The following is a 26,899-nucleotide window of genomic DNA, read 5'->3' as shown; positions in this document are numbered from 1 at the left end:
ATGAAATTTTTTTTTCATTTAAAATACTATTGAATGTTTGAACTCGTACTTTCTGCCGTTGTCTTAGGATTTATGCTGAGCCTGGTTTTTATAGGACCTATTTTTTTCCTTTTAATTGAAACCAGCTTCTCCAGAGGACCGAGACACGCTCTGGCACTCGATCTCGGAGTTATTACGGCAGATATATTATGCATCGTTGCTGCTTATTATGCAAGTGCGGATATCGTCACATTAATAGATAAACATCCCGGTTTTTACAGGATTACTTCTATACTTATTTTTGTATACGGCATCGTGATGATGGTCACCAAGACCAAAATGCACATGCCCGGTGAAGAAAAAATCATTGGCCAAAACTATTTTAAAACGTTTTTCAATGGTTTTTTCTTTAATCTTTTAAATGTAGGAGTGATTCTCTTCTGGCTGGTTACGGTCATTTCCGTAAGAAATCAGTACCCTGATACCAGCAGTTTTATTCTCTACGTTGGTATCGTCATTGCCACTTATCTGTGCATTGACCTGGCCAAAATATTCTTAGCAAAACAATTTCACGATAAACTTACCCAGAAACTCGCCAACCAGATCAGAAGGATCGTGGGCGGGATTCTTATTGTTTTCAGTTTCTTTATCTTTCTGCAGAGCTTTAAGAAATTCAATCAGTTCGACAGACGTTTAGAAGAAGCTGAGAAAAAAGAAATCAAATACCAAAAAACAGGACAAAAGACAGAATGAAAAAAATAATCTTTCCAAAAGCCCTTAAAAAAGGGGCTAAAATAGCCGTGATCTCCCCTGCCGGAGCTGTAGATATTTCCCAACTTGAAAAGGGAATAGAAATGATAAAAAGCAGAGGTTTTGAACCTGTATTGGGTGAACATCTTTACACTAAATTTTCAAACGGATACAATTACGCAGGAACGGAAAAGGAAAGGTTAACAGATATCAACTGGGCTTTAAACGATAAAGAAATTTCAGCAATCTGGGCTTCAAGAGGCGGTTATGGATGTCAGCATCTTGTTCAGCAGTTAAAGCTTAAAAACTTTACAGACAACCCGAAGTGGTATATTGGCTATTCAGATAATACTGTTATTCAAAGCTATTTATTAAAGAAAGGTTTTGCTTCCATTCACGGACAGACCATTAAAACATCCAGTTTTGGAGTGACAGATGAAGGCTATGATCTGATCTTTGATATTTTAAAAGGGAAAAGCCCTAAATATGCTTTAAAAGCACATCAATTTAATAAACCTGGGAATATTGAAGGTGAATTGGTTGGAGGCAATTTAGCCCTGATTTACGCCCTTCTGGGAACCCCTTATTCTTTTGATTTCAAAGATAAAATTTTATTCATTGAAGATATTGGCGAAAACTTTTATGCCCTTGACCGAATGATCATGAGCCTGGAATTAGCCGGTGTTTTCAAAAAGATTAAGGGATTGATCATTGGAGGAATGACCAATATGGGCGATGAAAAAGAGAATAAAAGCTATGAAGAAAGCTTCGATGAATTTGCCTATCAACTGATTTCAGACAGAATTTCAAAGTATAAATTCCCTACCGCTTTCGGATTCCCGAATGGACATATTAAGGACAACAGACCTTTGATTATTGGTGGAAAAGTTACGATGAAGATTGGAGATAAGGTTAAGATTAAGTTTTAAGAAATACCAGTATCAATAACGCTTCTACCCTCAAACCCTCAAACTTGAAAGATGGCAACTCATAATGATTTCGGTAAAATAGCAGAAGATCTTGCAGCTGAATATCTGCAGAAGAACGGCTATAAAGTTCTTACGAGGAATTTCAGGTTTCAGAAAGCTGAGATCGATATCATTGCTGAGAAAGAGGATCTCATTATTATCATAGAAGTAAAAGCACGTTCTACAGATGCTTTTATGCTGCCTCAGGAAGCCGTTACCAAAACAAAAATTAAATCTATTGTTACTGCAGCCAATCATTATCTTGAAGAGTTTAAGAGAAACAATGAAGTGAGGTTTGATATTATTTCTGTCCTTCCGGACGAAAAAAAGAAACTTACAATTGAACATATAACCGATGCTTTTGAAGCATTTGATGCCAACTGAAATAATGTACCAATTTGATAATGTACCAGTGTAACAATATTGAAATACACGATCTGTTATTGTTACATTGGTAGACTGTTACATTGTTACATTAATAAAAAGATACATTGTTACATTAAATAAGAAATTATGAAAACAATACTCATCACCGGAGCTACTTCCGGAATAGGAAAATCTACTGCGGAGCTTCTTGCCAGACAGGGAAACAGAATCATTATCTGTGGAAGAAGACAGGAGGTCTTAGAATCTTTAAAAGCTGAACTTTCTCAATATACCGAAATATTTAGTTTAATATTTGATGTGAGAAATCTGGAAGAAGTTGAAAAAGCAATGAATTCTCTTCCCGACGAATGGAAAGATATTGACGTTTTAATCAATAACGCAGGGAATGCGCACGGTTTGGATCCTCTTTCTGCCGGAAAGACAGATGATTGGGATTCTATGATCGATGGGAATGTAAAGGGCCTTTTATACGTTTCCAAAACCATCATCCCTTCTATGAAAGACCGTAATTCAGGGCATATTGTAAACATTAGTTCAGTGGCGGCAAGACAAACTTATGCTAACGGAACCGTGTATTGTGCAACTAAAAAAGCAGTTGACGTAATTTCTGATGGAATGCGTCTGGAACTGACCGAATTTGGAATCAAGGTGACCAATATTCAGCCGGGTGCTGTGGAAACAGATTTCTCTCTGATAAGGTTCAAAGGAGACAGTGAAAAGGCGGCAACTGTATATGCAGGTTATGAAGCCTTGAAAGCGGAAGATATTGCTGATGCTATCGCTTATTGTGTCAATGCTCCTAAGCACGTTATGGTTTCTGATATGACCATTTATCCGAGTGCTCAAAGTGAGCCGAGAACGATTTACAGAAAATAAGGTGAAAAGTAGATTCTTTGTTATCCTGCTTTTTTCATTTGCTCTTTGGAGTGGTCAACATACAGGCACTTCTCAAAGAGATGAAAAGCTATTTGAAAGTATTAGACTTCTTGATAGCTATTTACAGAATAATGATGAGAAGATCGTTGATGTTTTGATGCCGGATGTATCTTTTGGTCATTCCAACGGCTGGATACAGAACTTTGAAGATTTCAAAAAAGATTTTTCATCAAAAAAAGTGATGTACAAAGAGATTCGGCAGACAGAACTTTCCGAGATCAAAAAGTATAAAAATACAGCAAGCATCAGAAGAAAAATTAGAGTTTCAGGAACCTATAAAAGCCAGAATTTTGAAATGAAACTGGCTCTGCTGGAGATCTGGATAAAAAAGAATGCTGCATGGAAACTATGGAGCCGGCAGAGTGTCGAAATAAAGCCATAAATTTGCACGAATTTGAAGCAATTTCGCTTTTTTTGTGATTTTGCTACCTAGCTTAAAATTAAAGAGATGAAAATTCTATATCTGGAAACCTCTTCCAAAAACTGTTCTGTAGCTATTTCAGACGATGAAAAACTCTTATGTCTGTGCGAAGAAGTTTCCGACAACTATAAACAGTCTGAAAGCCTTCACACGTATGTAGAATGGGCACTGGAAGGCGCAGGCCTCACCATAAAGGATATTGAGGCAGTATCATTGGGTAAAGGACCGGGTTCCTATACCGGATTAAGGATTGGGGCATCGTCTGCAAAAGGATTCTGCTATGGACTGAAAATACCACTTACCGCGGTGAATTCTTTAGAAAGCATGATAGAGCCTTTTTTAGGCGGGAACTATGATTATGTAGTGCCATTGATCGATGCAAGGAGAATGGAGGTTTATACAGCCGTTTATGACGGTGAAACGGGAAAAGAACTGTCTGCAACCGAAGCGAAGATTTTAGATGAAACTTCTTTTGAAGAATTTAAAGATAAAAAAGTCATTTTTGTAGGTGACGGTGCAGCGAAAGCCAAAGATATTCTGAATCTTCCCGATGCGGAATTCAGGGACGATATCTACCCTTCTGCACAATACCTGATAAAAAAGACCCTGGAGAAAATAGAGACCAAGGAATTTGAAGATATAGCCTACTTTGAACCTTTCTATCTCAAAGATTTCCACGGGGTAAAGAAAAAGAAAAGCGAAGATTAGATCTTCGCTTTTTTTATTGTAATAGTTTTTTTAGATGTCAGATTTTTAGGCTTAGGCTAAGATTGAGAATGGTCAATGGTCAATTTTGCTTCGCAAGTCAATGGTGAAAAGTTTTCAACTTCAAGATCCACATTACAGAACTCATAACTCATCATTTATAACTCATCACACCCCAAAACTCTCCGACCCTCAAACTTTCCGCCCTATTTAGGCATTGCCGGAATGTCATTCGGTACTTTTTCTTTCTGCTCCTTCTGATCTTTTTGTTTCTTCGGTTTCGTCTTTCCGGATTTCTCAGATTCAAGACCTTGTATAGACGGCTGCATCATTAAGGTGTTATCAGGATTCTGAGGAATATTCTGATTCTGGACTGGCTGTTGTGATGTACCCGGCTGCTGAGGAAGTGCATTTCCTTTGTTATCGGTGGCCTGGAATGACAGTTCACTTTTCAGATAGTTCAGCATTTCCTTGGCTTTTATCCCTTCCGGAGTTTTAGCATAATTGAGTGCAATCTGTTCCAACTGCAGAATCATGACCTCTTTTCCACTTGTTTTTCCTGAATTGAAAGCATTCAGAAGATGAAACTTTGGAATAAGGGCATCTTTTGGAAATTTCTGTATTGTCTGTTCTATGACATCTTTACTTTCTCCAAATTTCTCGGATTCATAAAGTGCATAGGCCTTTTTGTATTCATTTTCAACCTCTTCCGAAGATTTTACGAATGAAACATTTTTAGGGTTTCTGGCAAATTCTGCGTAAGATGTATAAGGATAATCATTCAAGAGAATCTGTTTTGCTCTTTCAGAAGCCTGCGGGTTCTTCAGATAATTCATAGAGAAGATCTCGTAAAGGGCCTGAAGCATTACTTTTTCTTCAGGTTTTACATCCACAAGATCATATAAAGTCTTTGTGGCTAAAGGCGTGTTGGTGAAATAATTCTGGTACATCACACCCAGGCCTAGAGAAGCAGTATCTCTGTCCTTCTTTAATTGACCCAATTTTTCCTGATCTGTAGGGATTTGCTCAATATAATAGGTGGTTTCAAAACGTCTCGGATTAGGTGCCGATGTTACCCCAAGCGCATCATTTTTCATGTCTTCAATAGAGGCCATTTTCTTAGAATAACGCCAGTTATCAGCCAGTGCTCTCTCTCCCCAAACCTGCTTAAATGAAGAGGTTCCTTTGCTTATTGTCCCGGTATTACTGAAATAAAATCCTTTAGTAGTTACTCCGAAATCCTCAAAAGAATTGGCATTGTTGGCAAATATCGAGTTGGCACTGTAGTCTCCGCCGTCAAAGCCTTTGCTTCTTTCAGCACGTCTTCTCTCCTGCTCTTCTTTTTCCTCTTTAGCTTTAAGTTTAGCAATATATTTGGTAAAAAAATCTGATTTTTGGGCATCGCTCATCTTTGCTAAAGAAAGAATACTGTCATTCTTCTTGATCAGATAATAGTTTTTGGAGATCTTCTTGATGTATTCGGATTGATCTTTTAAAAGGATTCGGGAAGGCTCATAAGTCATCACCGTAAGAGCTGAATCATAGTACGTTCCGGCTCCGATATAGTCATTCTTTTCAAGGTAACTTTTCCCTATTTCATAGTATGTAAGACCTCTTACCTGTGGATCGGAAACCTTTTCAAATAAAGATTTTTTGAAGAACTGCTGCGCTTCATCTTTTTTGCCCGCCTTGTTGGCCATTAAGCCTAAAGCATAGTAAAATTCATTCTTTCTGGAACCGTAAGTCCCTTTTTTGCTGATGCCTTCAAGATAGTTTTTAGCGCCGTTATAATCGCCTTTTCCATTGAAAGTCTTGGCGATAGCAATCTGGGATTTTACTTCAAATTCAAAATCGTTGGCATATTTATAAGCCTGAGTGAAGCTTTCACGTGCTTTGTCATTCTGCCCTAAATTTTCAGAAACCTGTCCTCTCAGATAGGCTATTCTGCTTTTTAATTTTCTGCTTGAGTTCAGTTCAAAAGCCCTGTCTAATTCAACAGCGGCTTCCTCTGTTTTTCCTGCATCCAGAAGAGCTTCAGAATAATAGATGCTCATCAGTTTGGCATAAGTTTTATTGATATCCTCCCCTTTCAGTTTGGCAAAAGTCTCGTTCGCTCTGTGATAATCTTTGATTTTTGCATACGCTACACCCTGGTAAATTCTCGCCAAAGGAAGCCTTTTATCATCCTTCATATGCGTGAAGACATAGTTTAGGGCATCCAGGGCCTGTACGGCTTTATTCTGGTAAATTCTTGATTGTACAAGAATCATATAAGCGTCAAAGATTTTTTTATTCTTTTCTTCCCCGCTTCTGATCACGGAGTATTTGTTGATGGCTTTTTGGGCCTTTGCTTCAGCAATTTCTAAAGTGGTAGCTCCCTTATTCTGAAGGTCATCGGGCTTACCGGGCGTGGTTGTCTGGGCTCCCGGCATTCCTGGTGGCATTCCCGGAAGTCCTCTGTCAGAAGAAGGTCTGTTCACTTCTGCCATTTTCATGGAGTTTTCAGCAAAGGCGGCAGACTGCCCCAAATCACTTCCCAAAGGTTGGTCTTCAAAGGTCAGGATGGGAATATAAGGCGCATAGAAATTGTCCTTGTGCCCCTTGTCTCTGCTCGTAAATTCGCTGTTCAATGCGTCTTTAGCATTAAAAAGGGTATTATAATATGTGTTAAATCCTTTCATGAATTTTGAACGCTGCTCCGGCTTTTTGGTCTTGGTAGCACAGGAAGCAACGATACACATGATCAAAAGGAATAAAATATTCTTTTTCATTATTCAATATAACTCTCTTATCTGCTTTTTATTATAAGCAGCTGGTGATTTTGTAAAAATAATAAAATTTTATAATGAATAATATTTATATTTCATTCAAAATTTTGTAAACCAAATGGGTAGGAAGTCCCATAATGGTATAAAAGCTTCCGTTCAGCCTCGTTATTTTTGCCATTCCCAGCCATTCCTGGATGCCATAACTGCCTGCTTTATCGAAAGGTTTATAATTCTGAACGTAATAATTGATCTCCTCATCTGTCATTTCATCAAGTTCTACATCAGCCACATCGGTTTCTGTAAATGTTTTGTCTACAGATTTTATGGTAATTCCCGTGTACACCTGGTGTGTTTTTCCGGAAAGCATACGAAGCATCTGTCTGGCATCATCTTCATCTTTCGGTTTTCCGAGAATCTGTCCTTCCGCGGCAACGACGGTATCAGCGGTCAGTAAAACTTCATCACCGGTTAAACTCCGGAATGCTTTTGCTTTTAATTCAGACAGATAGGCTGCTGCCTCTCCTATTTCAATATAGTCAGGAAGAATTTCTTCACAGTCTATTTTCACCACTTCGAAATCAAATCCAAGGCTTGAAAGCAGTTCTTTTCTTCTCGGTGACTGGGATGCTAAAAGTAATTTCATAGTGCGGGTTTAAACAGATTGGGTGTTATCGTCATGCCAGTTTCCCTGAACCTTCATTACCTGCTCTATTACGTCTCGTACAGCGCCACTTCCCCCCTTTTTCGTGGAAATATAGTCAGATATTCCTTTGACTTCGGGAACCGCATTTTCAGGACATGCAGCAATCGCAGAATTTTCCATGATGTGGATATCAGGAAGATCGTCTCCCATCGTAAGGATCTCTTCGTTTTTAAGATTGTATTTCTTTTTAAAATCTTCAAAATCAGCCATCTTGTTGTGCGATTTTGGATAGTAGTCGTCTATTCCGAGATAATTGATTCTGTGTTTTACCATATCATCATTTCCTCCTGTAATTACACCTATTAAATAATTGTTTTTTAATGCCTTAACGACTGCGTATCCGTCCAGAACATTCATTACCCTGCACATATTTCCACCAGGCATCAGATAGACGCTTCCGTCGGTAAAAACTCCGTCTACATCAAATACAAACGCCTTAATATCTTTTAATTTTTCTTTATAACTCATACATTTTCTGAATAGAATGATTCATTGTCTTATAAATTTCAAGACTCTCGCCTTTTAGTAACTGCTCATGTAATTCCAGTACTCTTACATCGTTTCGTACAGCGGGTCCGGTCTGGGCTGCTTTGGGATCAATTTCATGGATCTTTTTAACCGTCTCATCGATAAGCGGAAGAAAATAGTCAAAAGGAATATCCTGCGAATCCGAAACCTCTTTTGCTCTTGCGAAAAGATGATTCACAAAATTACAGGCTAAAACAGCGGTAAGATGAATGTATTTCCTCTTTTCATGACTGCTTTCCATTACATTTTCTGAAATCTGAGAAGCAAGGTCAAAAAGAATCTGCTTATCCTCTTCGTTTTCTGTTTCAATGAAAAAGGGAATCTTTTCATATTCCAGTTCTTTGGATTTTGAAAAAGTCTGCAAAGGATAAAAGCTTGATTTTCTGTACTCCCCTGCCAGTATTTCTTTAGGGAGAGATCCTGAAGTATGGGCGACCAAAGCGTCTTTTTTAGTGATGATCTTAGAAACATTCTCCACGGAATTGTCGCTCACGCAGATGATGTACAGATCTGCATTCTCCAGATGTTCCGTAGAATATGGGACATCCAGTTCTTCAGAGATTTTCTTCAGTTCTTCCCCATTCCTGCCAAAAATCTGCAGCAATGGAATTTTTTTCAGACTGAAAGCTTTTGCCATGTGGTAGGCCACATTTCCGGAACCTATGATTACAATTTGCATCTAACAAAGATAAGATTTTAAAGGAAGATGAATGCAGGGCATGGTAAGTTTATCATCAATCTCCTTATTCCCCGTTGCCTAATGCTCAGAACGTAACGATCTGATATTATTTTAAATATTTGGACTGAAAATTGAATAAGTAATTTAACTTTCGGCTATTTTTGTAATCCAAAACAGTGAAAGCATCTTATGAAGATTAAGGACGCGGAAATTATTTCGTTGATGCAGAATCCACGGACCCAGGAAAAAGGTGTCCGTGCCTTGATGGATGCTTATCAAAGCAGATTGTACTGGCATATCAGAAGGATTATTGTGGATGGTGACCTGGCTCAGGATACGCTGCAGGAGACTTTTATTAAAGCCTATCAGAATTTTCACCAGTTCAAAAATGACAGCCAGCTGTATACCTGGTTGTACAGGATTGCCACCAACGAGGCATTACAGCAGGTCAATAAAATGAAGAAAATGCAGAAAACGGATGAAGATCCGGAGTACTATATGCAGAATCTGGTGGCCGACAATACGGAAGGAGATGCCGAAGAAATACAGCTGCTCCTCCAGAACGCTATACAAAGCCTGCCCGAAAAGCAGAAGCTGGTATTTATGATGCGGTATTATGATGATTTGCCCTATGAAGAAATATCTAAAATTGTAGATATGTCTGTAGGGACGTTAAAAACGAATTATCATTATGCTAAACAGAAAATAGAAGAATTTATTAAAGAAAATTACGAGAGATAATTTTTTGACCCAAACCAAGATGAAAGAGTTCGACATAGAAAAACTAGAACGCAAGAATATTTACAAAGTTCCGGATGATTTGTTTCAAAATATCCAGAACAGTGTAATGAACGAAGTGAAAGCGAATAAGAAAGCACCGGTTTTTAAACTAAACTGGATGTATGCCGCAGCGGCATCACTGGCTTTGATATTCGGGGCAACGTATGTTTTTAATTCTGACAACGATCCGGCGAAAGATGTGTTGAAATCAAATGCATATGCAGTAAACAAACAGGCGCCTAAAACAGAAGGCGAGCGTGCTTATGAAACGCTGGAGGCAGATTTAACTTCTGTTGAAAATAATAATCAAACAGTTAGCAATCAGGGAACTCAAACGGTGTCTTATACAGCAAAAGAAGGAGCTGACAATGTAAGGACGGCTCAGCCTGTAAAAGCTACCGCTAAAAAAGAAGAAACTAAAATGAATGAATACCTGGATTCGTTTTCCAATTCTGAAATTTCAGAACTGGCAAGCAATTCTACACAGGACGTTTATTTAGATCTATATAATTAAGAAAGATGAAAAAGATATTATTTACACTTTTTATTATGTATGGTTTTGGTCTGAATGCACAAAATGCACAGACTACAGATTATGACTGGAAAAAGATGGATCCTAAGCAAAGAAAGGAGGTAATAAACAATCTTTCTCCGGAAGAAAGAAAAGAGCTGCTCAAGAGGTTTAGAAATAATATGGTGCTGGAAAATCTGGAGATTGATGCCAGCGATAAAACAGAATTTACTCAGCTGTATAATGAGTATCTTGAGAATCAGAAACAGATAAAAGGACAGTTTAATCCTAATTTCAATCCCGAAACTTTATCGGATGATGAAGCCAAAGCAAAACTTCAGCAGAGTTTTGAAGTGGGGCAGAAGTTACTGGATAACAGAAAAAGATATGCTGATAAAATGCAGCAGGTGATTCCTTGCCAAAAAGTATTGAAACTATTCCAGACTGAAGGGATGATGAGAGATAAAATGAATGAAAGAAAACCTCACAGCGGGCACGACAATACGGCAAGGCCCAAACAGAACCCATAATAGTTTATTTTTTTAATGTTGGACGGCTCTTACAGACAATTGTTTGTGAGAGCCGTTTAGTTTTAAAAGGAATTCTTAGTTTTGTGGCAAATTCAATTATGAAGAAAATACTATTGTTTTTAATGTTTTCAGTTGTGTTATCAGCTCAAAAAACTGAAATGATTAAGCTTGATAAAAATATCAAAGACAAAAACTCACGCACAAAATCTCTCAGCTTAATTGATACCAGAGCAGATAAAGATTTGGGAACCCTTGTCTATAAAGGAGAACAGGTTCAAATGAAATTCAGTAATGAAGATTTAAAAAATCATGTGGAAACCTGGTTTGCCGGTGATAATAAAGTAAAAGGAAATAATGATATCACCATGCTTTTAGAAGAAGTGAAGATCAGTAGCTTTCAAAATACCGGACTGGCAAAAGTAAAAATTAAAATCAGCAGTTTCATCAATAGAAGCGGTAAATATTTCTTTATCAACAGGTATGACAATACATTAAGTTTTAATTCGAAACTTACACCCAATATCCCCAGAGAAATTTCTTCATCTATTTCAGATATCCTGTCTTCTTTCATTAATGAATCCTATTCCCATACTGTTTTAAGTACACCTGTTCTGGAAGCTGAACTCAAGGATTATGAAACTATACTGGAGAAAAACATGAAATTTATTACGTCTCCTGAACTTGTGAATGGAGTGTATAAAGATTTCAAATCTTTTTCTGAGCAAAAACCCCAAAAAGAATATTACATAGGAAAGAATAAAAAAGGGAAAGTAATCGGGGTGAAAGATCAGAATGATCTTCTTGTTTTAACTGAAGAAATGTACGGATATGTTGAAGATGGGAAAGCATACCGGTCCACACCTGTTGGCTTTTTAGAAATAAATAAAGATGATAAGGGATATTATATTGTTTCTTCCAGACTTGAACTGTATCCGAAAAACAGCAATACAGGGGCTATGATTGGAGCTATGACAGGAGGAATCGTAGGCGGGCTAATTGGAGCAGCAATTGATTCCGGATCAAAAACGGATAGAAATGCGAACACGACTTTATCCCATGTTTATATAGACTCTTTAACAGGCGCTTACGTCTTTGAAAAATAAATTGTACCCTGAAAATTAAAGAGAGGAAATGTCTCTCTTTTTTTTATCTTTGCAAATTACAACGTTCTTAAATGAAAAACATACGAAATTTTTGCATAATCGCTCATATTGACCACGGTAAAAGTACTTTGGCAGACCGTCTTTTGGAGTATACCAATACAGTTACTCAGAGAGAACTGCAGTCTCAGACCCTGGATGATATGGATTTGGAGAAAGAACGTGGGATCACCATCAAGTCTCACGCGATCCAGATGGATTATGAGTATAAAGGAGAAAAATATATCTTAAACCTTATTGATACCCCGGGACACGTAGACTTTTCTTATGAAGTTTCCCGTTCTATCGCTGCCTGTGAAGGTGCATTGCTTATTGTAGATGCAGCACAGAGTATCCAGGCGCAGACCATCAGTAACCTTTATCTGGCATTAGAAAACGATTTGGAAATTATTCCGATTCTGAATAAAATAGATCTTCCATCTGCAAACCCTGAAGAAGTTACCGACGAAATTATGGGACTTTTAGGATGTAAATATGAAGATGTTCTTAGAGTTTCAGGAAAAACAGGTGAGGGAGTTCACGATTTGCTTGAGCAGATTGTCAACAGAATTCCTGCGCCGGTTGGAGACCCGAAAGCTCCGCTACAGGCATTGATCTTTGACTCTGTTTATAACCCTTTCAGAGGGATTGAAGCGTATTTCAAAGTCGTAAACGGTAGCATTTCTAAAAACGAGAAAATTAAATTTTTCGCTACAGGAAAAGAATATGGTGCCGATGAAGTAGGAACTTTGAAACTAAAGCAAGTACCGAAGAAAACTATTGAATGTGGTGATGTAGGCTATATTATTTCTGGGATTAAAGATGCAAGAGAAGTAAAAGTAGGAGATACCATTACCTCTTTTGTGAATCCTGCCGATGCTGCCATCGATGGGTTTGAAGAAGTAAAACCAATGGTTTTTGCCGGAATTTATCCTATTGAATCCGAAGATTTTGAAGAACTGAGATTCTCACTGGAAAAATTAAGACTGAATGACGCTTCTCTGGTTTTCGAACCGGAAAGTTCTGCAGCACTTGGTTTTGGTTTCCGTTGCGGATTCTTGGGAATGCTTCACATGGAAATCGTACAGGAACGTCTTGAAAGAGAATTTGATATGAACGTAATTACTACGGTTCCCAACGTTTCATACCATGGATACTCTAAAAAAGAACCTGAAGTTGCAATTTTGATCAACAACCCGTCAGAAATGATTGATCCCAATCTTTTGGATAGGGTTGAAGAACCTTATATAAAAGCTTCCATCATTACTAAATCTGACTTCGTAGGTGCTGTAATGACCCTTTGTATTGAAAAAAGAGGAGAGATTGTTAACCAGAGCTATTTAACGGCAGACAGAGTAGAATTGACATTCAATATGCCTTTGGCAGAAGTTGTTTTCGACTTTTATGACCGTCTGAAATCTATTTCTAAAGGATATGCGTCATTCGATTATTCTCCGATAGGAATGCGTTCTTCTAAATTGGTTAAAATGGATATCCTGATCAACGGAGATATGGTAGATGCCCTTTCTTCACTGATTCACGACAGTAATGCTTACTATATCGGTAAAAAGATGTGTGAGAAACTTCGTGAACTGATCCCGAGACAGCAGTTTGATATTGCAGTTCAGGCAGCGTTGGGAGCGAAAGTGATCGCCAGAGAAACCATCAAAGCCTTAAGAAAAGACGTTACCGCAAAATGTTACGGTGGAGATATCTCCAGAAAACGTAAACTTCTTGAAAAGCAGAAAGAAGGTAAAAAGAAAATGAAGCAGATTGGTAGAGTAGAAGTACCGCAATCAGCGTTCATGGCTGTATTAAAACTAAATGATTAATATAAAAAAGACCGGTAATTTTTACCGGTCTTTTATTTTTTAAAAAGTTCGTTGTTTCTCCGTGAGATTGGCTTGTATCACCAATGCACCGAGGCCAAGAATCACTTCGGCAATGCCTAATGTTCTGATAAGATTGATCCCGCATACGAGACATTCAGGTTCCGGGAAAGGCTTTTTCCCCACAACGATGATCAAAACTCCTCCTATGATAATAATGACCACGATAAAGGCTCTTAATAATGTTTTCATGATGGTATAAATTTTTATTTTCTATACCAAAGTTGAGCATATCTGCCTTAAAATTTACAAGGAAAATCACTGTTTCATAGAAGAGGTTTCTCCGGTTTTTATTTCTTTCTGGTGAATTTTATTTCCATGCTTTTGTGTTCTTTTCCTGTTTTAGAGTCAGGACCGTACATTTCCATGGTGTGGTTATTATCGTCAGTAAATATATATACTTCTCTGAAATCACATTCTTTTCCGGGTCTGGCAGGATCAGCCATTTTTCCTTTGAATTCAAGGGATTTTTTAGCAGCATCCCATTCACCCTCAGCATGCATAATTCCCGTTCCCATATTATCTATCCAGGTGCTTACAAACTTTTTCTTTGCATTGTCATAGCCCATCAGGCTCATTCCTTCAAATGGCATTCCCATAAAGCTTCCTTTGTAATTGCTTTGCTGATAACGTCCTCCAAAAATCATTTTGTTGGTACATTCAGCCTGGCTGGTAATGGGTTTTCCACCCGCTTCCATCCACATGGTTGATGCTCCTGTCCAGTTTCCGTCATATTTGGCCAGCATTTTGTGAAGTTCTCCTGGAGTGGCGTAGTCCATCCATGCTTTCATAGCGGTTACAGAATCTACAGGTTTCCATTCGGCAGAATCCGTTTTAGACGAACTTTTATCTGTCACGGGTTTCCCTTTCTCACAGGCGGTCAGAAGAAAAACGATTGAAAATAAGAACAATAGATTTTTCATAATTAGTTAATTTTAAATGGGTTAATGTTAAATAAAGTTAGCTAATTTTATTATGCAGTCAATTGTTTTTTTGATGTCATTTATAAATTGTACCTTTGTGTATTCATAACGCAAATTAACTATGCAGGCAATAAAAGTTGCGGTAGACGCCGTCATTTTCGGGTACTTTGATAAGCAGGATCTTCAGCTCCTTTTAATCAAAAGAAAGATAGAGCCCTTCAAAGGAGGCTGGGCGCTTCCCGGCGGTCTCGTTCTGGATGATGAAAACCTGGATGAGGCGGTTAAAAGAGAATTACACGAAGAAGCAGGCATAAAGCCCGATTTTTTGGAGCAACTCTATACTTTTGGCAACGTAGGCCGTGATCCAAGGAATAGGGTGGTTTCTGTGGCTTATTTGGGCCTTGTGAATCCTTCTTATCATGAGCTCTTTGCCGATTCTGATGCCGAAGATGCGCAGTGGTTCAGTGTAAATAAACTTCCCAAACTGGCTTTTGATCATCAAAGTATTATTGATATTGCGTTAAAAAGACTTCGTACCAAAATACAATACCAGCCGATCGGCTTTAATCTTCTCAATGAAGAATTTCCTTTTTCAGACCTTGAAAATTTGTACAGAACCATCGTCGGACGTGAAATAGACCGCAGAAATTTCCGTAAAAAAATCATGAGCTACGGCTTGCTTAATGAGACCAACAACGTTAAAAAAGAAGGCAGCGGCAGACCCGGAAAACTGTTCACATTCAATCAGGAGAAATATGAAGAACTGGAAAAAGAAGGCTTCTATTTCGAAATCAAATAATCTTTACTCCAGCCGAATCAAGTTTAGATTTACATCAAAAAACTCCCATTTTATCATTCAAAACAAATAAACTAAAACTTTAGTTTATTGTGTGTTCGTGCTATTTGTGAAAACATTAGTGTCATTAGTGTTTAAAAAAACAATCAAAACAATTAAATTTTAATATTGATAATCAATGTTTTAACTATTTAGTGTTAAAATAACGCAAATATATTTTGGCTGTAATATGATATTGTTTTACATTTGCGTAAGAATAACACAATCATGAAATACACCTTACCACATATTATTGAAAAATTTCAGAGAAAAGAGAGACTTGAATTTCTATTCTTCTGGGGACACACGGTAAAAAATGAGATCACCAAATCATGCTTCAGTCAATGGTTTCCCATTCAGTTTGAAGAAAACGGAACTTTTTATAAAACTGCCGAACATTATATGATGGCCGGAAAAGCAAAACTGTTTAATGATCAGGAAATCTTACAGAAAGTTTTAAAATCCGAAACGCCTAATGAAGCTAAAAGCTTAGGAAGGAAAGTGAAGAATTTTGACCCAAAACTCTGGGACGAACATAAATATGAAATCGTAAAGAGGGCCAATCTTTTGAAATTCTCACAAAATCTAAAATTTCAGAATTTTCTGTTGGCAACTGATGATAAGATTTTAGTAGAAGCCAGTCCTTATGACAAAATCTGGGGAATCGGAATGTTGGAAACAGATGCCAGAGCTAATGATCCAAAACTTTGGGATGGTGAAAATCTGCTTGGATTTGCTTTGATGGAAGTAAGAGACGAATTAAGAAGGTAAAAACACAGTCACTAAACACAAAATAGTATTATGGAAAAGATAGAACTACACCCACAGATATTTCTGATCGAAGATTTCCTGACTTCCGCTGCCTGTGATGACTATATTGCAATGGCTCAGGAAAAGGTATTTGAAGAAGCAAAGATTAATATGAATGGCCGCCAGATGATGAGCAAAGGGATTCGGAACAATGATCGACTGATGGTTTTTGATAACGAGTTAGCAGAAGATCTTTTCAAAAAAGCAGCAGAATTTCTTCCTCAGGAACATGAGAACTATAAGCTTCAGAATTTTAATGAAATGTTGAGGGTTTATAAATATTCTCCGGGACAGCGGTTCAAAATGCACAGGGACGGAAGCTATATCCGGAATGAAAATGAAAAAAGTTTCTATACATTCATGATCTATCTGAATGACGATTTTGAAGGCGGAGAAACTGAATTTCAAAACCTATTCACCGTAGCTCCGAAAAAAGGATCAGCATTGGTTTTTTATCATCCGGTAAGACATGAAGGGAAAACCCTGATAAGCGGAAATAAATACGTTTTGAGAACGGATGTGATGTATTCCAATAAGTAGTAATCTGTAAAAGGATAAGCATTACTATGTCTTTTTTAATTAGCGTAAAAACAACACAAAACAATAAAAAGATGGAAGACGAACTAAAACCGAGATTCATCGAGTCATTACAGAGAAACAATGACCAGATCAGAGAAGACCGTGCACGTACCATCGGAGCAGATTCCGAATTGATTTACAGGCGCAGGGTGGAAGACATTGAACTGAAAATAAAGCGGCTGGAGCGCGAGCAGGAAGGGCTCATCGATATCAGTCCTTTAGACAGGAACAGCTTGACATTTGCTGATTTTCAGCCGGAAGCATTTGTTCAGAAAGATTTAGAATATTCATTAACCATCAGAAATTTAAATATTCAATTAGAAGTCGCTGTTAAGAGATTTGAATATTTATTCGGTAAAACATTTTAATTATGGGAAGTACAAGATACGATATGGATGCTCGTTTTGACAGAGCAAGAAAGGCAGGTTACGGATCTAAATCCGCAGGTGAAATTTTCACTCAGAATGCAGAAAGAAGAGCTCATGAATCTATGAACCCTAAAGGAATTTCTTTCAGAGAGGCGAGAGATTCTTCCGTACACCCGAATTCAGTTCCTATCATTTTAGGATTGGATGTGACGGGAAGTATGGGACATATTCCGCACGAACTTATTAAAGAAGGACTTCCTAAATTAATGGGGGGAATTATCCAGGGAGGGGTTCCGGATCCGGCACTTTTATTTTTAGGAATCGGAGACCATGAATGTGACGCCTTTCCTTTGCAGGTCGGGCAGTTTGAATCAGGCGATGAGGAGCTGGATATGTGGCTGACGCGTACTTATATTGAATCCGGCGGTGGCGGAAATGCAGGAGAAAGTTATCTGTTGGCATGGTACTTTGCCGCTTTCCATACGAGAACCGATGCGTTTGAAAAGAGAAACCAGAAAGGGATTTTGTTTACGGTAGGAGACGAACCCTGTTTAAAAACACTTCCAGCGTCCGCGATCAGGGAAATTATGGGAGCGGGGCAGCATACTTACACACATTTTGAGTTACTGGAAGAAGCGAAAAAGCGATACGAAGTGTATCACATCAATGTTCTGCATTCTGATCAGGCGATGAGAGCAGATAGTGGCTGGAAGGAAATATTAGGACAAAACTGTTTATCAATAGCTGATCACAGAGACATTCCCAATGTTATAAAAGGAGTCATCTGCGACCGGTTTAAAAATGAAACGTTCAGACCAACAGAAGGAGAAGGGTTGGATCATATTCAAATGTTTTAAGTCATGAAAAAGGCACAAATAGTAATAGGCTTGGGTTTTGGTGATGAAGGAAAGGGAATCACTACAGATTTTCTCGCGCAACAAAACCCGGAGTCTGTTGTCATCAGGTTTTCAGGAGGGCAGCAGGCAGCGCATACGGTAATGATTGATGGTAAAAAGCACATTCATTCCAGTTTTGCGAGTGGAGCCCTGCGTGGGTTGCCGTCTTATTTTACGGAACACTGCACCATTCATCCTGTATTTTTATTCAATGAAAGAAAGGAATTAATGGAGAAAAACGGAAATACGGAACTGCATATTCATCCGTTAGCAAAAGTCACCACTCCGTTTGATGTCTGGCAAAACAGAACCAATGCGAAAAATCTGGAGCACGGAACCTGTGGAAAAGGAATAGGAGCGACGATGAAAAGACACGAAAGCCCGTATAAACTATTTGCTGCTGATTTAATTGCTCCAAGATCAATGCTGATCGAGAAATTGAAAGGAATAGCCTATTACTATGGTTTTATGGATGGAGATCAGCTGGAAGAAGCGATGCGTGACTTTTTGAATGCGGTAGATCAGATCGATTGGAAAATAGATGATTATACCTTTCTGAATTCATTTGAAAACCTCATTTTTGAAGGCAGTCAGGGAATTCTTCTGGATATGGATCACGGCGTATTTCCGAATGTGACCTACGCGAATACCACTTCAAAAAATGCTTTTGAGATCTGCAGGCTTTTGAAAATAGAGGCTATTGAAATGTATTATGTGACCAGAAATTACTCAACCCGTCACGGAAGTGGCTGGATGAGCAGTGAAAAGGAATTACTCCTGAAGAATAATGAAGAGGAAAGCTGTGTCTTTAATGATTATCAGAAAGAACTTCGTTTTGGAGAACTGGATTATGATCTGCTGAATTATGCCCTTCTTTTGGATGGCGCTTACGGTTCAGCCACACAAAAAAATCTGGTTGTTACGTGTCTTGATCAGACCGAAGAGCAATTTAAAATAGAAAGTTTAAAAACAAAATTTAATAAAGTCTACGGATCCTATTCTCCGTTTTCAAAAGACTTTAAACCAATTTTTTAAACCAAATAATGGTTTTATATTTAATGGCAGAAAGGAGCCGAATACCAATACGATGATGAAAGAATTTGAAATAAGAGCAGATTACAGCAGAGATACGATTGTGATATACCAGTCATACAATGAGCAGATTGCAAAATCTGCCGTGATGAATCAGAAGTTTTCTGCTCCTTTTTCATTCAACAGGATGACGTGGATCAAGCCTTCTTTTCTCTGGATGATGGAAAGGAGTAATTACGGACAAAAATCCGGACAGGAATGTACGCTGGCCATCCATATCAAACGAGAAGCATGGGAAAAAGCGCTCAGCAAAGCCATTTTAACTTCTCCCGAAAAAAGGGTGTATCCCGATCCCGGAACCTGGGAAAAAGACTTTGAAAAGGCTGAGGTGTATGTACAGTGGGATCCGGAAAGGAATATTAAAGGGAATAAACTGGAATACCGTTCCATTCAGGTAGGCATCAGCCGGTATCTGATTGAAGAATTTAATAATGAATGGATCGTTAAAATTGAAGATTATACGCCTTTGGTCAAAAAGATCTTAAATTTTACCAAATCAGGAGAATATGATAAAGCAAAAAAACTGTTACCCATTGAAAAATTGTATCCATTGCAGGCTGAACTGGCTCACAAAATAGGAGCGATTATTTAAAAAAACAAAAACTATGAAAACAATCCCTCTTGACTTAAAGCTACAGAACGAATGAAAGAGATACACTATTTAAAAGGAGATGCGACCAATCCTCAATCCGAAGGAAATAAGATCATCATTCATATCTGTAATAATATAGGAGGTTGGGGAAAAGGTTTTGTTATGGCGATTTCTAAAAGATGGAAGCAACCTGAGAAAGATTATCGGGAATGGTTTAAAAGTGGGGAGAGGTTTAATCTTGGAGAAATCCAGATGGTACAGGTTGAAAAGGATATTTGGGTTTGCAATATGATTGGGCAGCATAAAATTATAACCAACTCCAACGGAATCCCACCGATTAGATACGAAGCTGTAGAAAAATGTTTGGAAAAACTAGCTCTTGAAGCTTTAAAACTTAATGCAGAAGTACATATGCCGAGAATTGGCTGTGGCTTAGCAGGAGGAAAATGGGATGTGATGGAGCTCATTATTGAAAAAACATTAGTCAGAAATAGTATCCCGGTATATGTTTATGACTTTGAATAATATAAAAAAAATTTAAAAGAGTTGTGTTTGCCGTTTTTGCTAAAAATGAAAATTTGTTAAAATTACGTACAGAGATAAAATGAAAATTACAAGAGAAGAGATCACTATAGAAATTCTAGAATTATTATTACTGTTCCGATATGTTTTTACTGATGATCCTACAAAAATGTTACCGTCAACTCAACTCAAATTTAAGAGGATCTGTGCAGTTTTTGCCTCTATTGGAATTGAAATTAGAGGTAAAAAATGTTTCTGTGATCTTGAATTTATTAATGAATATAAAGACTATCAGTTTTCGGAAGGTATAATAGAAGCGGTACAATCTAGTATTGACGGTTTTTATACTGTAGAAGATATCAAAAATAGAGATCTTAGAGAGATTATTTCAAGGATTATTTATTTTAGAACAAGGTATATTGAATTGCTTGAGGATTTTTTTGGAGGAGTTTGGATGATGGGAAAAGTGCCCGTCGATGAAAGAGTTTCAAAAAGATTAGTTATTGATAGTATTAAGGATATAGATGTACTTGTGGAAAGATTAAATAAAGTGATTACCCAATTATTTTTCCCTCAGATGACTGATTTTGACTTAGAAATATTGATCAATAATTATGATTTTCCACGGGAGGATCATAAAGCAATTGAAAAACAGGAAAGAGATGATTTTTATGAAGAAAATGGATTCTAAAATTAAAAAATACTAGAAATGTGACTTGGGTAAAGCTTGGGTAAAATATATTTTATGGAGATTAAATTAACAAAAGGAGACATCACAAAAATACCCGCAGACGCTATCGTCAACGCTGCCAATTCATCACTGCTAGGCGGTGGTGGAGTAGATGGAGCTATTCATCGTGCTGGTGGAAAGCAGATCCTTGAAGAATGTATCCAGATCAGAAACAGACAAGGGAAATGTAAGACCGGAGAAGCTGTGGTTACATCAGCGGGAAATCTTTCTGCAAAATATGTGATTCACACCGTAGGACCTGTTTGGAACGGAGAAGAAGATAAAAGCTCAAAGCTTTTGGAAGACTGTTATAGAAATTCCTTACAACTGGCGGAAAGTTTGGGTGTTAAAACCATTGCTTTCCCGAATATCAGTACGGGAATTTATAAGTTTCCAAAAGAACTGGCTGGTAAAATAGCTGTAGAAACAGTACAGAATTTTCAGTCAGATAGCATTGAGAAAGTTATTTTTGTCTGCTTTGATGATGACAATGAAAAGATTTACAAAAAATTATTAGATTAAAACAATGAAAAAACTAACCATATTAAGCGGTGCAGGAATCAGCGCCGAAAGTGGAATAAAAACATTCAGAGACGGAGATGGTCTCTGGGAAAATCATAATATAACTGATGTAGCCAGTCCGGAAGGATGGAGAAAAGACAGGGAGCTTGTGCTGGAATTTTACAACCAGAGAAGAAGACAGCTTCATGAAGTTGAACCGAATGAAGCTCATCGATTGGTCGCGGAACTTGAAAAACATTTTGATGTTCAGATCATTACGCAAAATATAGATGACCTGCATGAAAGAGCGGGATCTACCAATATCCTTCATATTCACGGAGAGCTGTTCAAGTCTTGCTCGTGCAACAATAAAAACCTGATCTATGAGGAAAAAGGAGACATCAAGATCGGTGACAAAGCGGAAGATGGCGCTCAGTTAAGACCGTTTATCGTGTGGCTTGGAGAAGATGTTCCTTTATACAAAACGGCGCAGGAAAAGGTGAAAGAAGCGGACATTCTTGTGGTGATCGGAACTTCTCTGCAGGTATATCCCGCGGCAGGGCTGATCCATGAGATCAAAGACGACTGTCTGCTGGTAGTCATCAATCCCAACGAAACCGGATTCGGATACGGACAAAGAGCCGTAGTGATGAAAGAATCCGCAACCAAAGGAATGAAATTGCTGTTTGATAAACTTGTCAATTTAGCATAATGGAAAACGCAGTCAAAGCCGGAATTTTTGGAGTGTGTATCGGTGATGCGCTTGGAGTTCCTGTAGAATTTAAGAGAAGAGAAGATTTAAAGAGGTTTCCCGTTACCGGTTATCTGGCATATATGTCCTGGAACCAGCCGAAAGGAACATGGAGTGATGACAGTTCATTAACGCTTTGTATTGCTGATGTACTCACAAAAGGCTATGATCTGGAGAAGATCGGACAGAGTTTTGTAAAATGGAATAAATATGGACACTGGACGGCTCACGGAAAACTTTTTGACATCGGAGGAACAACAAGACATTCCATTGCGCGATTGATCAAAGGAGAAAGCGCAAGGTTTTCAGGAAATATTTTTGAAGAAGATAATGGGAATGGCTCTTTGATGAGAACTCTTCCCTTGGCTTTTTATCTTAAAGATGAAGAGGATATTGAGAAACTGTATCAAACGGTTAAGGAAGTTTCTGCCATAACCCACGGACATTTCCGTTCTGTTTTTGCATGCTTCATGTATGTGGTTTTCGCCATAGAACTTATTAAAGGGAAAAGTAAAAAAGAATCTTACACGCATATGCAGAAAGAAGCTTTGGAATACGCTGGTATTAAAGAATTTAACCCTAAAGAGATTGAACTTTTTCATCGCGTTTTAAAGAATGATATTTCAACCTATCCGGAAGAAGAGATTAAAAGTGGCGGCTACGTCCTCCACAGCTTAGAAGCTTCCATTTGGTGTTTTCTCAACTCTGAAACCTATGCTGAAGCAGTATTAAAGGCAGTGAATTTAGGAGAAGATACAGATACCACCGGAGCCATCACAGGAGGGCTTGCAGGGATCTATTATGGATTTGAAAACATTCCAGAAGAATGGGTTTCCGAACTGGTAAGAAAAGATGATATTGAAGTTTTATGTGAAAAGCTTCAGAAAAAATTAATGAATTAAAGACAAAAAAACATGAACGAAATAGAAAACAAAAGAATAAGCAAATTTCTAAGCCTTATTCTGAGACATCAACCGGAGACCATTCAGCTGACACTGGATGAAAACGGTTGGGCAGAGGTGAATGAACTGATTACAAAATCTGCAAAAGGCAGAATGAATTTCAGCTTCGAAGAGCTGGAAGAAGTGGTGGAAACCAATAATAAAAAACGCTTTGCTTTTAATGAAGACAAAACGAGGATCAGAGCCAGCCAGGGACATTCCATTGATATAGATCTGGCCCTGAAAGCTGCACAGCCACCTGATTTCCTGTATCACGGAACCGCAGAATCGAATATTTCTTCTATTTTGGGCGGCGGAATCGAAAAAAGAGCAAGACAGCATGTTCATCTGAGTGCAGACAAAGAAATAGCAACCAAAGTAGGAATTCGTCACGGAAAACCGGTTATTCTGACCATCAGAACCAAAGAAATGCACGAAGACGGAATTCTTTTCTATCTTTCGGCCAACAAAGTCTGGCTGACAGATTTTGTGGATGCAAAATACATTTCAAAATAAGATGGGGAGAACATTAGTAATCGGGGATATTCACGGAGGTTTTAAGGCCTTGCAGCAGGTTTTTGAACGAGCAGAAGTTACAGCAAAAGATCAGTTTATTTTTCTCGGAGATTATGTAGACGGCTGGAGCGAATCTTCAGAAGTCATACAATTTTTAATAGAACTTTCCGAAAAGCATGAATGTATTTTCATCAAAGGGAACCATGATACCTGGTGCGAAGACTGGCTGTCACTGGGAGAAGGTCCTGATGTATGGCTGTTCAATGGAGGAAAAAGCACGGTAGACAGTTACAATGACTATTCACTGGAAGATCTGGATCTGCATCTTGAATTTTTCCAACGGATGAAAAGCTACCACGTAGATGATGAAAACCGCCTGTTTATCCATGCCGGATATTCCTCTATGCATGGGCCTGAAAAAGAAGTCTATTCCAGCAATTACCGTTGGGACAGAACCCTTTGGGAAACCGCCGTTGCGATGGATACAAAATTGGAAAGAAACTCACAGCTCTATCCGAAAAGACTGCTTTTATACAACGAGATATTTATCGGGCATACGCCCACAATAGACATCGGAATTAAACATCCTGCCCATAAAGCCAACATCTGGAATATGGATACCGGAGCTGCTTTCACAGGTGCTTTATCTATGATGGATATCAATACCAAAGAATTCTGGCAGAGCGACCCGCTTCCGTCCCTGTATCCCGATGAAAAGGGCAGAAATAATGATATTATAGGAAATAAAACCTTATGAAAATAGATCTGAAATCATCAACATACCCCAACCTTATAGGTTTCCAAAACCTATAAGGTTTTAATCCATAAAAAACCCAACATAAATAGCTGTCCCCCATAGAATAAACACAATTCCCAAACAGCATATGATCCAATGAAAATTTTCGGTTTTCTAGTGCCTTAAAACATAATCAGGATCAAAAACCTTGCGCCCTTGCGATAATCCAACCTCACGAGACAGAGCCTAATAAATCCATAATTTCCCTTTCCCACCCAAATCATATTAAGTAATTTTGGAGTTCAAAAACTGCTTTAATGAAACTGAAATACCTCTTAATATTCCTAAGCACCTCCTTATTTTTAGCCCAAAACTCATTTCAGACCCCTTTTGAAAAAGGAAACGGAAACCAAACGGTGACCTACGATGAAATGAATGCCTATTATCAGGATTTGGCTCAGCATTTCAATACCATTCAATACCTTAAAAAAGGAGAAGATGATAATGGAAAACCCATTTACGTCGTGATGTACAATCCTTTCTCTGAAAAAGATCTCGATAAACTGAGAAAAGATAAAGCTGTTTTATTCGTAAATAACGGAATTCACCCGGGTGAGCCGGACGGAATAGATGCTACGATGATGCTCATGCGCGATCTGGCTACAGGAAAAATAAAAACGCCGCAAAACTTTATTGTGGCCGCTATTTCTGCCTATAATGTGAGTGGAATGCTGAACAGAGGTTCTTTCTCCAGAGCCAATCAAAACGGGCCGGAACAGTATGGTTTCAGAGGAAATGCCAGAAACTATGACCTGAACAGGGATTTCATTAAAGCAGATTCAAAGAATGCCAGAAGTTTTCAATCCATTTATCAGTGGCTGCAGCCAGATGTTTTTATAGACAATCATGTGAGCAACGGAGCTGATTATCAATATACTTTCACCTATATTTCTACCTTTAAAGAACGTCTTGGAAATACGTTGGGCACTTACTTTTACAATGATTATCAGGCCAAGAACCTTGAAGCAATGAAGAAGCTGGGCTACGAAAGCACACCTTATGTAAATATTCACGGTGATGTTCCTGATGAAGGGTTCGCGGCTTTTGAAGATTCTCCCAGATATTCTACAGGATATACCTCTCTGTTTAATTCTTTGGGAACGGTTCCTGAAACCCATATGCTGAAACCTTATGACAAAAGAGTGAATGCTACGTACAAATACATGCTGGTCAACCTTCAGAATTTAGACAGAGATTATAAAAAAGTAAAGCAGCTTCGTCTGGATAATTTAAAGCAGTACAAAGCCGGATTGCAGTACGGAATCCGTTGGAAAATAGATTCAACAAAGTTTTCTACCATGGATTTCAAAGGGTATGAAGGAAGTTATAAACCAAGTGATATTTCCGGAAAACCAAGACTGTATTACGACAGAAACAAACCTTTTACCAGGAAGATCAAACTCTTTATGACAGCCGTTCCTACAGGATACATCACGATTCCTAAATACTATGTGGTTCCACAGTCTCAGTATCGTATTATTGAAGAACTGAAAAGGAATAAAATCGGGATGACTGCTCTAAAAAAAGACAGCACAGCAATGGTTGAGTCTTATAAGATTAAAGATTTTAAAACCGTCAAAAACCCTTACGAAGGACATTATCTTCATTACGATACAAGTGTGGAAACAGCCAAAAAGAGCCAGACTTTCCTGACTGGAGATTATGTAATTCCAACGGATCAGCCAGGTGTAAAATATCTTGTTGAAACACTTGAACCTGAAGCATTAGACTCATTTTTTAACTGGAATTTCTTTGATGGAATTTTGGCTCAGAAAGAATATTATTCAGCCTATATTTTTGAAGATACCGCTGCAGAATTATTGAAGACTGATAAAAAATTAAAAGCCGCTTTTGACGCAAAAAAATCATCAGATAAAAAATTTGCTGAAGACGGAACAGCCCAGCTGGACTGGATCTACAGAAACTCTCCCTATTTCGAAGAAAAAACATTCAGACAGTATCCGGTTTACAGAATATTGTAAAATTTTTATGATGAAATTTGTTTAATTCAGCTTCATACTCCAAATGTCATATCATATTCTTTTGTCTTGAAATCGCAGATTCGACGTAGTCAAACAAAAGAATCAAAAATTCAAGACTTGGAAACTTCCACTAAAAATAAATGCTGTTCTCTAAAAATTCTAAAACTTGCGCGGAATTACTATTTCTGCTTCGTTTCAGGGACAGTCCCGCGCTTCGGACAGTAGAATTTTCTTAACGTTCACAGCATTTATTTTCTTAACGCTCCACTTTCCTATGTCAGATTATGACGGTTGTAAAACCAATTCTCCCAAAACTTTGTAATATATCAGCAGCTTTAAATTTTATCGCAGATAAAATCCTCGCGCCTTAACAACATATTGCATGAAAAATA

Annotated in this window: 32 protein-coding genes; 26 read left to right on the top strand and 6 right to left on the bottom strand. The window is 38.0% G+C overall.

Annotation, left to right across the window (positions count from 1 at the left end; all coding sequences use genetic code 11):
* Positions 1-33 precede the first annotated feature (33 nt).
* The 6 genes from BUA72_RS17745 to tsaB all read left to right on the top strand — a co-directional run bounded on the left by BUA72_RS17745 (position 34) and on the right by tsaB (position 4,149).
* A complete protein-coding gene (locus BUA72_RS17745; protein ID WP_034724462.1) occupies positions 34-732 on the top strand; it encodes a LysE family translocator in 699 nt (232 codons plus the stop codon).
* Positions 729-1,658, top strand: coding sequence for a S66 peptidase family protein (locus tag BUA72_RS17740; RefSeq protein ID WP_072924337.1), 930 nt, complete (start codon positions 729-731; stop codon positions 1,656-1,658). Before BUA72_RS17745 ends, BUA72_RS17740 begins: the two co-directional genes overlap by 4 nt.
* Before the next feature lie 51 nt (positions 1,659-1,709).
* On the top strand, positions 1,710-2,081 hold the full coding sequence (locus BUA72_RS17735) for a YraN family protein (RefSeq protein WP_072924336.1): 372 nt from the start codon (positions 1,710-1,712) through the stop codon (positions 2,079-2,081).
* Between the two features lie 129 nt (positions 2,082-2,210).
* Entirely contained in the window at positions 2,211-2,960 is a 750-nt protein-coding gene (locus tag BUA72_RS17730; protein WP_072924334.1) for an SDR family NAD(P)-dependent oxidoreductase, read from the top strand.
* 1 nt (position 2,961) lies between these two features.
* Positions 2,962-3,402, top strand: coding sequence for a nuclear transport factor 2 family protein (locus BUA72_RS17725; protein WP_072924333.1), 441 nt, complete (start codon positions 2,962-2,964; stop codon positions 3,400-3,402).
* 66 nt (positions 3,403-3,468) lie between these two features.
* Positions 3,469-4,149: a tRNA (adenosine(37)-N6)-threonylcarbamoyltransferase complex dimerization subunit type 1 TsaB gene (tsaB, locus tag BUA72_RS17720; RefSeq protein WP_072924331.1), complete on the top strand. Its 681-nt coding sequence runs from the start codon at positions 3,469-3,471 to the stop codon at positions 4,147-4,149.
* Between the two features lie 203 nt (positions 4,150-4,352).
* Here the strand turns inward: tsaB and BUA72_RS17715 are convergent, their stop codons facing one another.
* The 4 genes from BUA72_RS17715 to BUA72_RS17700 all read right to left on the bottom strand — a co-directional run bounded on the left by BUA72_RS17715 (position 4,353) and on the right by BUA72_RS17700 (position 8,824).
* The gene (locus BUA72_RS17715; RefSeq protein WP_139259642.1) at positions 4,353-6,917 is read right to left on the bottom strand and encodes a type IX secretion system periplasmic lipoprotein PorW/SprE; all 2,565 of its coding nucleotides are present in this window, start codon (positions 6,915-6,917) and stop codon (positions 4,353-4,355) included.
* Positions 6,918-7,002: 85 nt separating this feature from the next.
* On the bottom strand, positions 7,003-7,557 hold the full coding sequence (locus BUA72_RS17710) for a Maf family protein (RefSeq protein WP_047455893.1): 555 nt from the start codon (positions 7,555-7,557) through the stop codon (positions 7,003-7,005).
* A 9-nt stretch (positions 7,558-7,566) separates the two neighbouring features.
* Positions 7,567-8,085, bottom strand: coding sequence for a KdsC family phosphatase (locus BUA72_RS17705; protein WP_072924330.1), 519 nt, complete (start codon positions 8,083-8,085; stop codon positions 7,567-7,569).
* The gene (locus BUA72_RS17700; protein ID WP_072924328.1) at positions 8,075-8,824 is read right to left on the bottom strand and encodes a Rossmann-like and DUF2520 domain-containing protein; all 750 of its coding nucleotides are present in this window, start codon (positions 8,822-8,824) and stop codon (positions 8,075-8,077) included. The genes BUA72_RS17705 and BUA72_RS17700 overlap by 11 nt, the downstream gene beginning before the upstream one ends.
* Positions 8,825-9,013: 189 nt before the next feature.
* Between BUA72_RS17700 and BUA72_RS17695 the strand changes: the two genes are divergently transcribed.
* From BUA72_RS17695 to lepA, 5 genes are all read left to right on the top strand, one after another.
* Positions 9,014-9,565, top strand: a complete 552-nt coding sequence (locus BUA72_RS17695; protein ID WP_034724476.1) for an RNA polymerase sigma factor — start codon at positions 9,014-9,016, stop codon at positions 9,563-9,565.
* Positions 9,566-9,584: 19 nt separating this feature from the next.
* Positions 9,585-10,118 (top strand): hypothetical protein, encoded by a 534-nt coding sequence (locus tag BUA72_RS17690; protein WP_072924327.1) that lies wholly within the window; start codon positions 9,585-9,587, stop codon positions 10,116-10,118.
* Positions 10,119-10,123: 5 nt separating this feature from the next.
* Positions 10,124-10,645 carry a hypothetical protein gene (locus tag BUA72_RS17685; protein ID WP_034724478.1) on the top strand — a complete coding sequence of 174 codons (522 nt, stop codon included), beginning with the start codon at positions 10,124-10,126 and terminating at the stop codon, positions 10,643-10,645.
* Between the two features lie 158 nt (positions 10,646-10,803).
* The gene (locus tag BUA72_RS17680) at positions 10,804-11,748 is read left to right on the top strand and encodes a hypothetical protein (protein ID WP_175548915.1); all 945 of its coding nucleotides are present in this window, start codon (positions 10,804-10,806) and stop codon (positions 11,746-11,748) included.
* A gap of 71 nt (positions 11,749-11,819) precedes the next feature.
* Positions 11,820-13,616, top strand: a complete 1,797-nt coding sequence (gene lepA, locus BUA72_RS17675) for a translation elongation factor 4 (protein WP_047455899.1) — start codon at positions 11,820-11,822, stop codon at positions 13,614-13,616.
* A gap of 39 nt (positions 13,617-13,655) precedes the next feature.
* Here lepA and BUA72_RS17670 read toward each other — a convergent pair whose 3' ends face one another.
* A complete protein-coding gene (locus BUA72_RS17670) occupies positions 13,656-13,865 on the bottom strand; it encodes a hypothetical protein (protein WP_034724485.1) in 210 nt (69 codons plus the stop codon).
* 98 nt (positions 13,866-13,963) lie between these two features.
* Entirely contained in the window at positions 13,964-14,596 is a 633-nt protein-coding gene (locus BUA72_RS17665; protein WP_072924323.1) for a DUF1579 domain-containing protein, read from the bottom strand.
* A gap of 121 nt (positions 14,597-14,717) precedes the next feature.
* On the opposite strand from BUA72_RS17665, the gene BUA72_RS17660 reads away from it, so the two are divergent.
* The 15 genes from BUA72_RS17660 (at position 14,718) to BUA72_RS17590 (ending at position 26,507) form a co-directional block, all read left to right on the top strand.
* Positions 14,718-15,395, top strand: a complete 678-nt coding sequence (locus BUA72_RS17660; protein WP_072924321.1) for an NUDIX hydrolase — start codon at positions 14,718-14,720, stop codon at positions 15,393-15,395.
* A 264-nt stretch (positions 15,396-15,659) separates the two neighbouring features.
* Positions 15,660-16,202 (top strand): NADAR family protein, encoded by a 543-nt coding sequence (locus BUA72_RS17655; RefSeq protein WP_072924320.1) that lies wholly within the window; start codon positions 15,660-15,662, stop codon positions 16,200-16,202.
* A 30-nt stretch (positions 16,203-16,232) separates the two neighbouring features.
* The gene (locus BUA72_RS17650) at positions 16,233-16,781 is read left to right on the top strand and encodes a prolyl hydroxylase family protein (protein ID WP_072924319.1); all 549 of its coding nucleotides are present in this window, start codon (positions 16,233-16,235) and stop codon (positions 16,779-16,781) included.
* 71 nt (positions 16,782-16,852) lie between these two features.
* Positions 16,853-17,188 (top strand): hypothetical protein, encoded by a 336-nt coding sequence (locus tag BUA72_RS17645; protein ID WP_072925029.1) that lies wholly within the window; start codon positions 16,853-16,855, stop codon positions 17,186-17,188.
* Between the two features lie 2 nt (positions 17,189-17,190).
* Positions 17,191-18,045, top strand: coding sequence for a hypothetical protein (locus BUA72_RS17640; protein WP_072924317.1), 855 nt, complete (start codon positions 17,191-17,193; stop codon positions 18,043-18,045).
* Between the two features lie 3 nt (positions 18,046-18,048).
* Positions 18,049-19,119 carry an adenylosuccinate synthetase gene (locus BUA72_RS17635; protein ID WP_072924316.1) on the top strand — a complete coding sequence of 357 codons (1,071 nt, stop codon included), beginning with the start codon at positions 18,049-18,051 and terminating at the stop codon, positions 19,117-19,119.
* A 52-nt stretch (positions 19,120-19,171) separates the two neighbouring features.
* Positions 19,172-19,768, top strand: a complete 597-nt coding sequence (locus BUA72_RS17630) for a DUF4291 domain-containing protein (protein ID WP_072924314.1) — start codon at positions 19,172-19,174, stop codon at positions 19,766-19,768.
* 51 nt (positions 19,769-19,819) lie between these two features.
* Entirely contained in the window at positions 19,820-20,293 is a 474-nt protein-coding gene (locus BUA72_RS17625; RefSeq protein ID WP_072924312.1) for a macro domain-containing protein, read from the top strand.
* Positions 20,294-20,372: 79 nt separating this feature from the next.
* The gene (locus BUA72_RS17620) at positions 20,373-20,981 is read left to right on the top strand and encodes a hypothetical protein (protein WP_072924311.1); all 609 of its coding nucleotides are present in this window, start codon (positions 20,373-20,375) and stop codon (positions 20,979-20,981) included.
* A gap of 54 nt (positions 20,982-21,035) precedes the next feature.
* Positions 21,036-21,542 (top strand): O-acetyl-ADP-ribose deacetylase, encoded by a 507-nt coding sequence (locus tag BUA72_RS17615; RefSeq protein WP_072924309.1) that lies wholly within the window; start codon positions 21,036-21,038, stop codon positions 21,540-21,542.
* A gap of 4 nt (positions 21,543-21,546) precedes the next feature.
* Positions 21,547-22,233 (top strand): SIR2 family NAD-dependent protein deacylase, encoded by a 687-nt coding sequence (locus BUA72_RS17610; protein WP_072924307.1) that lies wholly within the window; start codon positions 21,547-21,549, stop codon positions 22,231-22,233.
* Positions 22,233-23,174 (top strand): ADP-ribosylglycohydrolase family protein, encoded by a 942-nt coding sequence (locus BUA72_RS17605; RefSeq protein ID WP_072924306.1) that lies wholly within the window; start codon positions 22,233-22,235, stop codon positions 23,172-23,174. The genes BUA72_RS17610 and BUA72_RS17605 overlap by 1 nt, the downstream gene beginning before the upstream one ends.
* Positions 23,175-23,186: 12 nt before the next feature.
* Positions 23,187-23,729 (top strand): RNA 2'-phosphotransferase, encoded by a 543-nt coding sequence (locus BUA72_RS17600; protein WP_072924304.1) that lies wholly within the window; start codon positions 23,187-23,189, stop codon positions 23,727-23,729.
* Between the two features lies 1 nt (position 23,730).
* Positions 23,731-24,486 (top strand): metallophosphoesterase family protein, encoded by a 756-nt coding sequence (locus BUA72_RS17595; RefSeq protein WP_072925028.1) that lies wholly within the window; start codon positions 23,731-23,733, stop codon positions 24,484-24,486.
* A 296-nt stretch (positions 24,487-24,782) separates the two neighbouring features.
* Positions 24,783-26,507: a M14 family metallopeptidase gene (locus BUA72_RS17590; protein WP_072924303.1), complete on the top strand. Its 1,725-nt coding sequence runs from the start codon at positions 24,783-24,785 to the stop codon at positions 26,505-26,507.
* Positions 26,508-26,899 lie beyond the last annotated feature (392 nt).

This window comes from Chryseobacterium sp. OV279 (assembly GCF_900128945.1).
Lineage (GTDB): Bacteria > Bacteroidota > Bacteroidia > Flavobacteriales > Weeksellaceae > Chryseobacterium.
The sequence above is the reverse complement of the archived record's forward strand: the minus strand, read 5'-3'. Positions and strand labels throughout refer to the sequence as shown.

Bases quoted from the DNA above. Each gene is read 5' to 3' on its own strand.
- BUA72_RS17745 (WP_034724462.1), top strand. From the start codon at position 34: ATGTTTGAACTCGTACTTTCTGCCGTTGTCTTAGGATTTATGCTGAGC.
- BUA72_RS17740 (WP_072924337.1), top strand. From the start codon at position 729: ATGAAAAAAATAATCTTTCCAAAAGCCCTTAAAAAAGGGGCTAAAATA.
- BUA72_RS17735 (WP_072924336.1), top strand. From the start codon at position 1,710: ATGGCAACTCATAATGATTTCGGTAAAATAGCAGAAGATCTTGCAGCT.
- BUA72_RS17730 (WP_072924334.1), top strand. From the start codon at position 2,211: ATGAAAACAATACTCATCACCGGAGCTACTTCCGGAATAGGAAAATCT.
- tsaB (WP_072924331.1), top strand. From the start codon at position 3,469: ATGAAAATTCTATATCTGGAAACCTCTTCCAAAAACTGTTCTGTAGCT.
- BUA72_RS17715 (WP_139259642.1), bottom strand. From the start codon at position 6,917: ATGAAAAAGAATATTTTATTCCTTTTGATCATGTGTATCGTTGCTTCC.
- BUA72_RS17710 (WP_047455893.1), bottom strand. From the start codon at position 7,557: ATGAAATTACTTTTAGCATCCCAGTCACCGAGAAGAAAAGAACTGCTT.
- BUA72_RS17705 (WP_072924330.1), bottom strand. From the start codon at position 8,085: ATGAGTTATAAAGAAAAATTAAAAGATATTAAGGCGTTTGTATTTGAT.
- BUA72_RS17700 (WP_072924328.1), bottom strand. From the start codon at position 8,824: ATGCAAATTGTAATCATAGGTTCCGGAAATGTGGCCTACCACATGGCA.
- BUA72_RS17695 (WP_034724476.1), top strand. From the start codon at position 9,014: ATGAAGATTAAGGACGCGGAAATTATTTCGTTGATGCAGAATCCACGG.
- BUA72_RS17690 (WP_072924327.1), top strand. From the start codon at position 9,585: ATGAAAGAGTTCGACATAGAAAAACTAGAACGCAAGAATATTTACAAA.
- BUA72_RS17685 (WP_034724478.1), top strand. From the start codon at position 10,124: ATGAAAAAGATATTATTTACACTTTTTATTATGTATGGTTTTGGTCTG.
- BUA72_RS17680 (WP_175548915.1), top strand. From the start codon at position 10,804: ATGATTAAGCTTGATAAAAATATCAAAGACAAAAACTCACGCACAAAA.
- lepA (WP_047455899.1), top strand. From the start codon at position 11,820: ATGAAAAACATACGAAATTTTTGCATAATCGCTCATATTGACCACGGT.
- BUA72_RS17670 (WP_034724485.1), bottom strand. From the start codon at position 13,865: ATGAAAACATTATTAAGAGCCTTTATCGTGGTCATTATTATCATAGGA.
- BUA72_RS17665 (WP_072924323.1), bottom strand. From the start codon at position 14,596: ATGAAAAATCTATTGTTCTTATTTTCAATCGTTTTTCTTCTGACCGCC.
- BUA72_RS17660 (WP_072924321.1), top strand. From the start codon at position 14,718: ATGCAGGCAATAAAAGTTGCGGTAGACGCCGTCATTTTCGGGTACTTT.
- BUA72_RS17655 (WP_072924320.1), top strand. From the start codon at position 15,660: ATGAAATACACCTTACCACATATTATTGAAAAATTTCAGAGAAAAGAG.
- BUA72_RS17650 (WP_072924319.1), top strand. From the start codon at position 16,233: ATGGAAAAGATAGAACTACACCCACAGATATTTCTGATCGAAGATTTC.
- BUA72_RS17645 (WP_072925029.1), top strand. From the start codon at position 16,853: ATGGAAGACGAACTAAAACCGAGATTCATCGAGTCATTACAGAGAAAC.
- BUA72_RS17640 (WP_072924317.1), top strand. From the start codon at position 17,191: ATGGGAAGTACAAGATACGATATGGATGCTCGTTTTGACAGAGCAAGA.
- BUA72_RS17635 (WP_072924316.1), top strand. From the start codon at position 18,049: ATGAAAAAGGCACAAATAGTAATAGGCTTGGGTTTTGGTGATGAAGGA.
- BUA72_RS17630 (WP_072924314.1), top strand. From the start codon at position 19,172: ATGATGAAAGAATTTGAAATAAGAGCAGATTACAGCAGAGATACGATT.
- BUA72_RS17625 (WP_072924312.1), top strand. From the start codon at position 19,820: ATGAAAGAGATACACTATTTAAAAGGAGATGCGACCAATCCTCAATCC.
- BUA72_RS17620 (WP_072924311.1), top strand. From the start codon at position 20,373: ATGAAAATTACAAGAGAAGAGATCACTATAGAAATTCTAGAATTATTA.
- BUA72_RS17615 (WP_072924309.1), top strand. From the start codon at position 21,036: ATGGAGATTAAATTAACAAAAGGAGACATCACAAAAATACCCGCAGAC.
- BUA72_RS17610 (WP_072924307.1), top strand. From the start codon at position 21,547: ATGAAAAAACTAACCATATTAAGCGGTGCAGGAATCAGCGCCGAAAGT.
- BUA72_RS17605 (WP_072924306.1), top strand. From the start codon at position 22,233: ATGGAAAACGCAGTCAAAGCCGGAATTTTTGGAGTGTGTATCGGTGAT.
- BUA72_RS17600 (WP_072924304.1), top strand. From the start codon at position 23,187: ATGAACGAAATAGAAAACAAAAGAATAAGCAAATTTCTAAGCCTTATT.
- BUA72_RS17595 (WP_072925028.1), top strand. From the start codon at position 23,731: ATGGGGAGAACATTAGTAATCGGGGATATTCACGGAGGTTTTAAGGCC.
- BUA72_RS17590 (WP_072924303.1), top strand. From the start codon at position 24,783: ATGAAACTGAAATACCTCTTAATATTCCTAAGCACCTCCTTATTTTTA.